The organism is Agrobacterium vitis, assembly GCF_013426735.1.
Taxonomy (GTDB): Bacteria; Pseudomonadota; Alphaproteobacteria; order Rhizobiales; family Rhizobiaceae; genus Allorhizobium; species Allorhizobium vitis_D.
Genome location: NZ_AP023272.1, coordinates 896,117 through 907,500, shown reverse-complemented (window position 1 = coordinate 907,500; position 11,384 = coordinate 896,117). Strand labels below are relative to the sequence as shown.

General features: G+C 56.0%; 9 protein-coding genes (1 of these 9 cut by a window edge). 8 read left to right on the top strand and 1 reads right to left on the bottom strand.

What is annotated here, in order from left to right; genetic code table 11:
* The 6 genes from H1Y61_RS04120 to H1Y61_RS04095 all read left to right on the top strand — a co-directional run.
* Positions 1-155, top strand: the 3' end of a protein-coding gene (locus H1Y61_RS04120) for an energy-coupling factor ABC transporter permease (RefSeq protein WP_180573783.1). 499 nt of this gene lie to the left of the window's left edge; 155 of the gene's 654 nt are visible here — the last part of the coding sequence; the start codon falls outside the window, past its left edge; the stop codon is at positions 153-155.
* Between the two features lie 215 nt (positions 156-370).
* Entirely contained in the window at positions 371-1,321 is a 951-nt protein-coding gene (locus tag H1Y61_RS04115) for a phosphoribosylaminoimidazolesuccinocarboxamide synthase (protein ID WP_180573782.1), read from the top strand.
* Between the two features lie 5 nt (positions 1,322-1,326).
* Positions 1,327-1,995, top strand: coding sequence for a TetR/AcrR family transcriptional regulator (locus H1Y61_RS04110; protein ID WP_180573781.1), 669 nt, complete (start codon positions 1,327-1,329; stop codon positions 1,993-1,995).
* 172 nt (positions 1,996-2,167) lie between these two features.
* A complete protein-coding gene (locus H1Y61_RS04105; RefSeq protein WP_180573780.1) occupies positions 2,168-3,403 on the top strand; it encodes an efflux RND transporter periplasmic adaptor subunit in 1,236 nt (411 codons plus the stop codon).
* 44 nt (positions 3,404-3,447) lie between these two features.
* The gene (locus H1Y61_RS04100) at positions 3,448-6,582 is read left to right on the top strand and encodes an efflux RND transporter permease subunit (RefSeq protein ID WP_174113036.1); all 3,135 of its coding nucleotides are present in this window, start codon (positions 3,448-3,450) and stop codon (positions 6,580-6,582) included.
* Between the two features lie 110 nt (positions 6,583-6,692).
* Complete coding sequence (locus H1Y61_RS04095; RefSeq protein ID WP_012654286.1) at positions 6,693-8,144, top strand: efflux transporter outer membrane subunit; 1,452 nt, start codon at positions 6,693-6,695, stop codon at positions 8,142-8,144.
* Between the two features lie 220 nt (positions 8,145-8,364).
* On the opposite strand, the gene efp is transcribed toward H1Y61_RS04095, so the two are convergent.
* The gene (gene efp / locus H1Y61_RS04090; protein ID WP_012654285.1) at positions 8,365-8,934 is read right to left on the bottom strand and encodes an elongation factor P; all 570 of its coding nucleotides are present in this window, start codon (positions 8,932-8,934) and stop codon (positions 8,365-8,367) included.
* A gap of 162 nt (positions 8,935-9,096) precedes the next feature.
* Here efp and epmA point away from each other — a divergent pair, with 162 nt between their 5' ends.
* Together epmA and H1Y61_RS04080 are read left to right on the top strand one after the other, a co-directional pair.
* Complete coding sequence (epmA, locus tag H1Y61_RS04085; RefSeq protein WP_180573779.1) at positions 9,097-10,170, top strand: EF-P lysine aminoacylase EpmA; 1,074 nt, start codon at positions 9,097-9,099, stop codon at positions 10,168-10,170.
* Complete coding sequence (locus H1Y61_RS04080) at positions 10,167-11,216, top strand: lysine-2,3-aminomutase-like protein (RefSeq protein ID WP_180573778.1); 1,050 nt, start codon at positions 10,167-10,169, stop codon at positions 11,214-11,216. The genes epmA and H1Y61_RS04080 overlap by 4 nt, the downstream gene beginning before the upstream one ends.
* The last annotated feature ends 168 nt before the right edge of the window (positions 11,217-11,384 follow it).

The window sequence follows — 11,384 nt, the reverse complement described above, 5'->3', positions numbered from 1 at the left end:
CCTTTGCCGATTGGGGACGCTGGGTCGTTGCTTATGCACCGGTATTTGCCATTGAGGCATGCATCACGTTTATCATCGTGCTCGGCGTACAGCGGATACGGCACCTTCGCGTGACCAGCCAGATCACCGAGATCGACCGTTTGACCTTTGCCTGAGATCAGCGCAGTTTAAGAGAATGGGAAGCGCGCGTGCGATGGCCGCGCGCTTTTTTCTTTGAAAATCCCACCGCGATGGGTTAGGCGCGCTAGGACTGCATCATGTAGAGAGCAGCCGGTTGGAATGTTCATGACGGGTTTGAGCAATAAAATTGACTTACGCGCTTGAACCAGATCACCAACGCGAGATGGCAGCGACATAAAGGGGCCAAGCGATGCGCATTTTGAAAGAAGCTTTTTTTTCCGAGCTTCCCAACTATTATCGCGGCAAGGTCAGAGAAAATTACGATCTGCCCGATGGCAGTCGTATCATTATATCGACAGATAGGTTGAGCGCTTTCGACCGTATCCTGGCTTGCATCCCTTATAAAGGTCAGGTCCTGACGCAGACGGCGCGCTACTGGTTTGAACAGACCGCCGATATTTGCCCCAACCATGTCATTGCCTATCCCGACCCTGCCATTGTCATCGGCAAGCGCCTGACGATCCTCCCCGTGGAAGTGGTGGTGCGCGGCTATCTAGCGGGCACGACCGGAACGTCGATCCTGACGCTTTATAAGAAGGGGCAGCGAACGATGTATGGCATGACATTGCCGGACGGCATGCGTGACAATCAGAAGCTGCCGCAGGCGATCATTACACCGACCAGCAAGGAATTCGACGGTGGTCACGATGCACCACTCACACCCGCAGAAATTATCGATAACTGCCTGCTGACGCCTGATCAATGGCAGCAGCTTTCCCAATACGCGCTGGCTCTTTTCGCTCGCGGCCAACAGAAGGCTGCCGAACGCGGCCTTATTCTCGTCGATACCAAATATGAATTCGGCACAGACGAAGCAGGTAACATCCTTCTGGCTGATGAAATTCACACGCCAGACAGTAGCCGTTACTGGATTGCTGAGACTTATGAACAGGCCTTCGCCCAGGGAACCCGGCCGGCCAGCTTCGACAAGGACTTCGTACGGTCATGGGTGGCGGAACGATGCGATCCGTATAAGGACGACATTCCAGAAATTCCACAGGACTTGGTCGAGGCAACCTCCAAAGTGTATATCCAGGCCTATGAGGCCATTACAGGATTGACGTTCCAGGCCGATGATTCCGGTGAAACGCCGTTTGATCGCGTGAAAGCAAATCTCTTCTCCTATCTCGACCGGCGCTGACGATCATGACAGCGCCAAAAACCACTGGCAAGCCCACCGGACGAAGCGCTGGCAAGCGGGAACCATGCCGCCCGCGCAGGTCACGTCGTCCGGCGGCCGAAACGCGCCAGGAAATCCTGCGGGCGGCGGAGGAACTGTTTCGCCAGCGCGGGTACCAACAGGTGGCGATGGCGGATATCGCAGCAGAGCTGGAAATGTCTCCGGCCAATGTATTCAAGCATTTTCATTCCAAAACCGCTCTGGTCGATGCGATCGCGACAGCCCATCTCGAAAAACTAATGGCCGGGCTCGCTGACTTGGAACTGCTTCCTTCACCTCAGATGAAATTGCTGCAGATGGCCGAGCAGCTCCTGACCAAACTGCTGCAGGACGTTTGCGACAATCCGCACCTGTTCAAAATGATCGTGCTGACCACCGATCTGGAACTCACCGCCGCCGATCTCTACAGGGAAAAGATTTGCGCAATTTTCGAAAACATCGTCCTTGAAGGCGTGGCGACGGGCGACTTTTTCGTAACCGATCCACATCATACTGCATCCGTCATTGCCACCGCTTTGGAAGGGGTTATCCATCCCCTTTCAATCACGCGGGAAAAGCCCGAGATTCTCCATATTCGCTGCCGGGATCTGATTGGCCTGGTGACTACCGCACTGCAAAATCCACTTGCAAAGTGACGGTTGTTAATTTACGTCACGAGATACGCCGTTTGTAGGCAGGCCGTGTCCTTGATGCCATCGCGCAAAAAACATCGGCCGATAGAGCGGTTACGGAATGTTATTGTCTTGTGATGATTTTCTTTTACTGAAACTGTCAGAACAAGACTATCTCGTAAATTAGGACCTGCGCATGGCCAGACATCTCACCCTGTCATCCATTATTCTCGTGGCGGCAATTGCGCTGAGCGGATGCAGCGATGACGGGAAAAAGCAAGCCGGCGGCCCGGGGGGGCCAGGGGGTCCCGGCGGTGAAAGACCGCCAAGCCCAGTCAGCGTTCTCGCGATTAAAAAATCCACCGCACCGCTGACGACCATATTGTCGGGCCGTGCAGAAGCTTTCCAATCCGCTGACATTCGTCCACGGGTCGGCGGCGTGATCAAGGAAATTGCCTTCAAGGAAGGCAGCTTCGTCAAGGCTGGCGATCTGCTTTATAAGATCGACGAGGATACCTATAGGGCTTCATTGGATGAAGCCAAGGCGACCTTGGAAAAGTCTGAGGCGAGCGTACCGGCTGCCCAGGCAAATCTTCAGCGCTATGAGCGTCTGGCCAATACCGGTGCATCGCAAAAAGAATATGAAGACGCCCAAACGACGCTGCTCCAGGCAAAGGCATCCGTGTCTGAATCGCGCGCTTCTCTTCAGACCGCGCAGATCAATCTGGATCTGACATCCGTGAAGGCGCCTTTCGATGGAGTCACATCGGCAACCAATTATTCGATCGGCAACGTGGTCACGGCCAGCCAGACAGAATCGTTGATGACTCTGCGGCAGATTGATCCCATCTATATCTCCCTGAACGAATCCAGCGTTAATCTCCTGCGTCTGCGCGCCGCCATCGCCGCCAGCAATCTCAAGCGCAACGGCAACAAGGCGGATGCCGAGACGACCGATATCCGGCTGACGATGGAGGACGGCACTGAATATCCGCATGTCGGCAAGATCGACATGTCCGAAATGGCGGTCAGCACCTCAACCGGAACAGTGACCATTCGTGCATTGTTCGATAATCCTGACAATCTCATCCTGCCCGGCATGTATGTCCGCGCTACGATCACCGTTGGCGAAGAAGACGGTTATCTCATTCCTCAGCGCGCTGCCAGCCGCAATGCCAATGGCGACCTGACCGCCAAATTCGTAAACGCAGACAACAAAGTTGAGACCCGGACATTCCGCAGCAGCAAGCTGTCTGGCAACAACTGGCTGGTGAATGACGGCATCAAGGAAGGCGACCAGTTGATCCTCGATGGCTTCCAGTCGATCACCGACAACGCCACGGTCAAGCCGGTCCCATCGGAAATCGACTCTAAGGGCTTTGTTATTGCGCCGGCAGCAGACAAGACTGCAACGGAAGCACCGAAATCATGATGTCAAAGGACATCTCCTGTAACATCGTGATCAGGAATTAACTCATGTCAAAATTCTTCATACGGCGACCGATTTTCGCCTGGGTGATCGCAATCGTGATCATGCTTGGCGGCGGGCTGGCAATCACCAGCCTGTCGATTTCGCAATACCCGGAAATCGCACCACCATCCGTAAAAATCAGCGCCACCTACACAGGTGCCAGCGCCGATACCGTCAAGAAGACCGTTACTCAGATCATTGAAGACGGAATGACAGGGCTGGATGGCCTGACATATATGACCTCTTCTTCGACGTCTGGATCGTCATCCATCACGTTGACCTTCGACAACAGCATTGATCCGGACATGGCTCAGGTCCAGGTCCAAAATAAGTTGCAGTTGGTGGAATCGCAATTACCGTCAACGGTACAGAATAACGGCATCGAAGTGACGAAATCGACTTCCAGTATTCTGTTGGTCGGTGCCCTCGTCTCCACGGATGGCAAGCGCACATCGGCGGACCTCGGCGATATCTTTTCCGCCCAGATTGAAGACCAGGTGAAACGCCTGGAAGGTGTCGGCAATATCAATGCCTTCGGCTCCGCTTTTGCCATGCGCGTCTGGCTTGATCCGTTCAAATTGCGCAAGTTTCAGCTGACACCTGCGGATGTCACCTCAGCCATTGAAGCACAGAATACCCAGATTTCGGTTGGCTCGGTCGGCGGTCTACCTGCCGTGGAAGGACAGCAAATCAACGTCACGATGACAGCTCAGAGCCAGCTGACCACGGTGTCGGATTTTGAGCGGATCATTCTGAAAGTCGATACCAGCGGTGCCAATGTCCGCTTGAGCGATGTGGCCCGGGTTGAAATCGGCCAGGAAAGCTACACCTCCACATCCCGCTCGAACCGTCAGGCGGCATCCGGCTTCGCGGTTAACCTTGCAACGGGAGCGAATGCTCTCGATACGGCCTCCCGTGTGAAGGCCAAGCTGGCGCAGATTGCTCCGGCATTGCCTCAGAATGTCAGCATCATCTATCCTTACGACACCACGCCTTTCGTATCACTTTCAATCGAAAAGGTCGTTCATACGCTGATTGAAGCCATCGTCCTCGTCTTCTTCGTGTTGTTGATCTTCCTACAGAACCTCCGGGCGACATTCATTCCGATGATCGCCGTGCCTGTCGTTTTGCTCGGTACGTTTGGCATTCTGGCGCTGACGGGATATTCGATCAACACACTGACCATGTTCGCCATGGTGCTTGCCATCGGCCTTCTCGTTGATGATGCCATCGTCGTGGTGGAAAATGTCGAACGCATCATGACCGAAGAGGGCCTGCCACCCCTGGAGGCGACCCAGAAATCCATGGGTGAAATCACTGGCGCCATCGTCGGCATCGCCCTGGTGCTGACAGCTGTGTTCGTTCCCATGGCGTTTTTCGGTGGCTCGACCGGCATTATCTATCGTCAGTTTTCGGTCACCATCATTTCGGCGATGCTGCTTTCCGCAGTTGTCGCACTCGTCCTGACACCTGCGCTTTGCGCGACGATACTGAAACCGATAGACAAGAGTCATAGGAAGACGACCGGTCCAGCCGCGTGGTTCAATCGCAATTTCGACCGCACGACCAATGGCTACGTCTGGTCCATTGGTCACCTGCTGAGGCGCCCGCTCCGGCTTCTGTTGATATTCGCGGTACTGGTCGGCGGTTGCGCCTGGCTGTTCCTGCGCCTGCCCTCCTCCTTCCTTCCGCAGGAAGACCAGGGCGTGCTGATGACGATCGTCCAGCTTCCAAATGGCTCGACCTCGGCGCAGACGGGCGAAGTGATGAAAAAAGTTGAGGATTACCTGCTCGACAAGGAAAGCAGCGTTGTCGATTCGGTTTTCGCCGTCAATGGTTTCAGCTTCAACGGAAGCGGCCAGAACTATGGCCTGGTTTTCGCCAAGCTGAAGGATTTTGATCTGCGCAAGAAGCCGGATATGGCCGCAAGTGCCATTGTCCAACGAGCGATGGGTTATTTCATGACCATTCGTGAAGCGCAGGTCTTTCCGATTCTGCCACCAGCCATTCAGGGCATGGGCAATTCCAGCGGTTTTTCCTTGTATCTCGTCGATAACGGGAACCACGGCTCGGAAGCACTGTCGATCGCTGCAAAACAACTGCTGGCTCAGGCCAATAGCAGCGGCGTTATAACCGCCATGCGCCCGAACGACCGCGATGAGGAAAGTCAGGTCAAGCTTATTCTCGACCAGGAAAAACTGAGCGCCATGGGCGTGACGATTTCCGACGCCAACTCAATGCTGACGACCATTTTCGCCGGCACCAATGTCAATGACTTCACGCTGAACAACAAGATCAAGAAGGTCTATGTCCAGGCCGATGCACCCTACCGCATGCAGGCCGAGGACATAAAATATTGGGATGCCCGCAATTCGAGCAATGAGATGGTCCCCTTCTCATCGTTCACGGACGCAAAATGGGTGAACGGGCTTCCTTCGATTTCGGCTTTCAACGCTGTCACCGCCTTCTCGCTCGACGGTTCTGCGGCACCCGGCGTCAGCTCCGGCGACGCAATGAATGAAGTAGAACGTCTGGTTTCCAAGATGGAAGGCGGCTACACCGTCGCTTGGCAGGGCATCTCCTATCAGGAAAGACTGTCAGGCTCGCAGGCGCCCTTGCTCTACGCCTTGTCGGTGTTGATCGTCTTCCTATGCCTGTCGGCACTCTACGAAAGCTGGTCGATCCCCTTCTCAGTGATCATGGCCGTACCGATCGGTGTTCTTGGCGCCGTTGCGGCAGCAACTTTGATGGGGCAGGACAACGACGTCTACTTCAAGGTCGGGCTGCTTACCACAATCGGTCTGGCGGCAAAGAACGCAATTCTGATCGTCGAGTTCGCCAAGGAGCGGCAGGAACACGGATTAAGCCTGATGGATGCGACCCTGGAGGCGGCAAGACTCCGTCTTCGGCCGATCATCATGACATCACTCGCCTTCATTCTTGGTGTCGTTCCGCTGGCAATTGCCACTGGCGCAGGCTCTGCAGCGCAGAATGCGATCGGCATCGGCGTACTCGGTGGTATGCTTTCTGCAACACTGCTGGGAATTTTCTTTGTTCCATCCTTTTTTGTCATTGTCAGACGCGCTTCAAACCGTGCAAAAGCCAAAGAAGAGCTGTTACAAGCTGAGCAGAAACGATAGGTTAAGAAACAGTTGCCGCGCCCAATAAAAGCGCGGCATTTTCGAGATTGTGGCGGTCGCGGCCCATTGCTTGCTCGGCGCGCCTTCGGATTGAAACAGGGATAGAATAGATGGTCTCCGTACGCTTAGCTGCGCCCTTTGCAATGCTGCTTCTGTCAGGTTGCGTGATGGGGCCCGAGCACAGCCCGCCACAAACCGCACTTCCTGCCAAGTTTACTGAGGGCGGCACGAAGTCTGCGCAAGACACGACCACAGTTCAGTGGTGGACGGCGTTCAACGATGCGCGCCTCAACACGCTGATCAACCAGGGCGTCAACCAGAATCTCGATGTTCTGCAGGCACTGGAGCGGATCGAGCAGGCGCGCGCGACCGTCGTCACCTCATCTGCCGGTGGCCTGCCTAGCCTGACAGGCACGGCAAGCGAAAGCGGCAGCCAGACCAATGGCGGCTATAATTCTCAGCCTCGGGCCTGGGAATCCAAAGGCGAGCTTTCCGCGTCCTGGCTTCTCGATCTCTGGGGTCAATATCGCCGCGCCAAGCAGAGCGCTACTGCATCGCTTGATGCCGCCTATGCCAGCGTCGATACGTCTCGCCTGACCTATCTCTCCGATCTGGCGACAGCCTATATCGATGCCCGCTACTATCAGGCCCGTATCGCAATCGCCAACGAAGCCGTCAAATCTCGCCGCGAAACCCTTGCGCTGACCAAGCTGCAGCTTGAAGCCGGTGCAGCTTCGCGCCTCGACGTCGTGCAGTCCGAAGGTCTGGTCAACTCGCAGCTGGCGGATATTCCCGGTTTCGAAGCCAATTTCTATAGCAATGCCTATCACATCTCGACACTTCTTGGCCTTCCCGCCTCGACGCTCATCAACGATCTGAAGAAGCATGCTCCTCAGCCGGTTGCACGTCGTGTGGTTCTGTCGGGAATTCCGGCTGATCTGATCCGCAACCGTCCTGACATTCGCAAGGCAGAACGCGATCTGGCCGCTGCCGTTTACGACATCGGCAATGCGCAGGCGCAGTTGCTGCCTTCGATCACGCTGAGCGGCTCGATTTCGCCGTCCTATGTGCATTCCAACACCCATGGCACAGCCAATACCTGGTCCTTCGGTCCGTCGCTCAACCTGCCGATTTTCGATGGTGGTACGCTGCGTGCCAATGTCAAGAACGCCCAGTCGGTCGCTCGTGAAAAATACCTGGCCTGGAAGCAGACTGTGCTGAACGGCGTCGAAGACGTTGAAAGCGCGCTTGCTGCCTATAACCGCGATGCTCGCGCCGTTGCAGCCAATCGCGCCTATGTAAAGTCCTATAAGGAAGCGCTCGAACTTTCGACCGCATCCTATAAGGACGGCGCTTCGTCCCTGCTCGATGTCTTGGATGCGCAGCGTGAGTTGACCACCGCTCAGGCCAGCCTTGCCGAGTCGATCCAGCAAATGGCCAATGACTATGTGACACTGAATGTTGCCATCGGCGGCGGTTATAATTTCAACGGCAAGGCCCAGGCTATTGAAGCCAATGTCAAGCCTGCGGATATCCCGCCCGCTCTTGCCAAAGCCAAGTAAACATCAGACTTCTCATGCAAACGCCCGGCGATCCTGATCGCCGGGCATTTTTTATTGATGGTCACTTTGTTTGTCTTGCGTATTGCCGACAGCACGGAATCCAAGCGTCTTTAAAGTTCTCGCATGACAGCAAAAAGCCCGGCTCACGAAAGAGACCGGGCTTTTCCTTAATCAAAACATCAACCAGAAATGACAGCTCGAACGGCCGGAGTGCCGGACATCAGTCCTTGGCACGCTCGACATAGGAATTGTCTTCGGTGGCGATCACAACGCGGGTTCCGGCATTGATATGCGGCGGCACCAGGGTGCGGATGCCGTTGGAAAGCATCGCAGGCTTATAAGACGAGGATGCCGTCTGGCCTTTGACGACCGGTTCGGTCTCCATGATTTCCAGCGTCACATGGCGCGGCAGGTCAAGCGCCAGCGCAACACCTTCATACATGGAGATAACGCAGGTCATGCCTTCCTGGAGATAGGCCTTCTGGTCACCCATGGTCTCGACATCTACCACGATTTGGTCGTAGTTTTCCGGGTTCATGAAGTGGAAGCCTTCACCATCCTCGTAGAGGAACTGATGGTTGACGTCTTCAACGAAAGCACGCTCCACCTGCTCGGTTGTGCGCCAGCGTTCCGACACTTTCACACCGTCAACGATGCGGCGCATGTCGATCTGGGTCACCGGCGTGCCTTTGCCGGGATGGAAGTTTTGCGCGGTAAGCACGACATAGAGCTTGCCGTCGACTTCGAGAACATTGCCCTTGCGGACCGAAGAGGCGATGACCTTGACCATTCGGAATTCCTTGTATCTCTCAAACACACATCGTAAAGGACGACCCAGCGCCCCTTTGACATGCTGTGACGTTGCATGGGGCGCACCTAACCCAAATTTGCCGAAATAGCCAGCCCGTGTTGCAGCCGAATTGCCGGCCAATGACGAAAGATTAAGAGTGCAATGACTGGAATGAGCGAAAAGCGCCCCTCCGCCTCCCCTTGGTGGACACCGAGGGTCCATGCCGACCGCCGCCCCTTTCTGCTTGGCCGCAATGCCATCCAGGCCGCCCTGCGGCTCTATTTCAACCGTAACGACTTCCTGGAGGTCGACACGGCAGCCTTGCAGGTGTCGCCCGGCAATGAGGCGCATCTGCATGCCTTCGCAACAAGCGCTATTGGCAATGATGGCCAATCGCATCCTCTTTACCTGCATACATCACCGGAATTTGCCTGCAAGAAACTGCTGGCCGCCGGCGAGTCCCGCATTGCCTGCTTTGCCCATGTCTACCGCAACCGGGAGCGCGGCCCCCTGCACCACCCGGAATTTACCATGCTGGAATGGTATCGTTCAGGCGAGCCCTATGAGCGACTGATGACCGATTGCGCCGCCATCCTGGCGCTTGCCGCCGAAACCAGCGGAACCCGGCAATTTACCTTCCGCGGCGGCGTTTGCGATCCCTTTGCCCCGTTTGAGCGTCTCAGCGTTGCAGATGCTTTCGCGCGCCATGCGGGCATCGATCTTCTGGGCAGCGTGTTTGCCGGTGGCGAAACCGACCGCGACCATCTGGCCGCACAGCTACGGCAGGTGGGCATGCGCGTCGCCGAAGACGATGGCTGGGCCGATCTGTTCAGCCGGGTGATCGTTGAAAAAGTAGAACCGAATCTGGGCTTTGGCCGGCCCACCATTCTCGATCGCTATCCCGTGGCGGAAGCCGCCCTTGCCCGGCCTGCGGCCGACGACCCGCGCGTCGCCGAACGGTTTGAACTTTATGCCTGCGGTGTCGAACTGGCCAATGCCTTTGGCGAGCTGACCGATCCGCAGGAACAACGCCGTCGCTTCAGGCTGGAAATGACGGAAAAGCAGCGGGTCTATGGCGAGACCTATCCGCTGGACGAGGATTTTCTGGAAGCGCTGACCATCATGCCCGAAGCCTCTGGCATTGCGCTCGGCTTCGACCGGCTGGTGCTTCTGGCGACCGGCGCGCAACGGATCGATCAAGTGCTGTGGACGCCGGTGGCGGAGCCGCAGCCGTGACCGCGTCCGTCAAAACAGTGAAAACTGTCAGAGAACTGGTCGAGACCGGACTTGTTGCTGCCGAAACCGGCCCGGAATTGGACGCGGTCGCTGCCCGTTACGCCATCGCCATTACCCCCGCCATGTTGGCGCTGATCGACCCAAACGACCCCACAGACCCGATTGCCGCGCAATTCGTACCTCAGGCTGGCGAATTGGTGCATCAACCCGTGGAGCGGGCCGATCCGATCGGTGACCATGCCCATAGCCCGGTGGAGGGCATTGTCCATCGCTATCCAGACCGGGTTCTGTTGAAGGTGGTGCATAGCTGCCCGGTCTATTGCCGTTTCTGCTTTCGCCGCGAAATGGTCGGACCGGACGGTGATGGCCTGCTCTCAGGCCCGGCGCTGGACGCGGCCATAGCCTATATCCGTGACCAAAAGGATATTTGGGAAGTGATCTTTACCGGCGGCGACCCGCTGGTTCTGTCGCCACGCCGGCTGCGGTCGATCTTGCAGCAATTGGGCACCATCGATCATGTCCGGATCATCCGGTTTCACAGCCGTGTTCCTGTCGCCGATCCGGCGCGTATCGACAAGGATCTGATCGATGCCTTGCAGGCAAGCGGCAAGACCACCTATATCGCCATTCACGCCAACCATCCGCGCGAGATGACGCCGCAAGCCAGGGCGGCGAGTGCGAAACTTCTGCAAGCCGGTTTTGCGCTTTTAAGTCAAACGGTGCTGCTGAAAGGTGTCAATGACGATGCTGGCGTGCTGGCAGACCTGATGCGCACTTTTGTCGACATGCGTATCCGGCCTTATTACCTGCATCACCCGGATCTGGCGCCCGGCACCGGCCATTTTCGCCTCAGCATAGAAGAAGGCCAAGCCATCGTCTCAGCCTTGCACGGGCATCTGTCCGGTCTCTGTCAGCCGACTTACGTGCTGGATATTCCCGGCGGCCACGGCAAGGCGCCGATCGATGCGAGCCAGATCAGCAAGGAAGGCGATCATTATCGGGTCACGGACTTCCATGGACATCACCACATTTATCGTGATCGGTAGAAATCATTTGCGCAATCAAAAGTATATATAATATAAAAATACAACTTCATAAAAAATGAGATAGCCCCAAAAAAAGCCGAGAAGATGCAACCTTAAAGTTTTGAAATCTCAACGATCCTGTTAGAATTTCGGACAGGGTCAAAAGAATTGAAATATTCATATTAGCCT

Excerpts from the sequence above, each read along its gene's own strand:
- H1Y61_RS04100 (WP_174113036.1), top strand. The coding sequence starts at position 3,448 with ATGTCAAAATTCTTCATACGGCGACCGATTTTCGCCTGGGTGATCGCA.
- H1Y61_RS04095 (WP_012654286.1), top strand. The coding sequence starts at position 6,693 with ATGGTCTCCGTACGCTTAGCTGCGCCCTTTGCAATGCTGCTTCTGTCA.
- H1Y61_RS04105 (WP_180573780.1), top strand. The coding sequence starts at position 2,168 with ATGGCCAGACATCTCACCCTGTCATCCATTATTCTCGTGGCGGCAATT.
- H1Y61_RS04110 (WP_180573781.1), top strand. The coding sequence starts at position 1,327 with ATGACAGCGCCAAAAACCACTGGCAAGCCCACCGGACGAAGCGCTGGC.
- H1Y61_RS04115 (WP_180573782.1), top strand. The coding sequence starts at position 371 with ATGCGCATTTTGAAAGAAGCTTTTTTTTCCGAGCTTCCCAACTATTAT.
- efp (WP_012654285.1), bottom strand. The coding sequence starts at position 8,934 with ATGGTCAAGGTCATCGCCTCTTCGGTCCGCAAGGGCAATGTTCTCGAA.
- epmA (WP_180573779.1), top strand. The coding sequence starts at position 9,097 with ATGACTGGAATGAGCGAAAAGCGCCCCTCCGCCTCCCCTTGGTGGACA.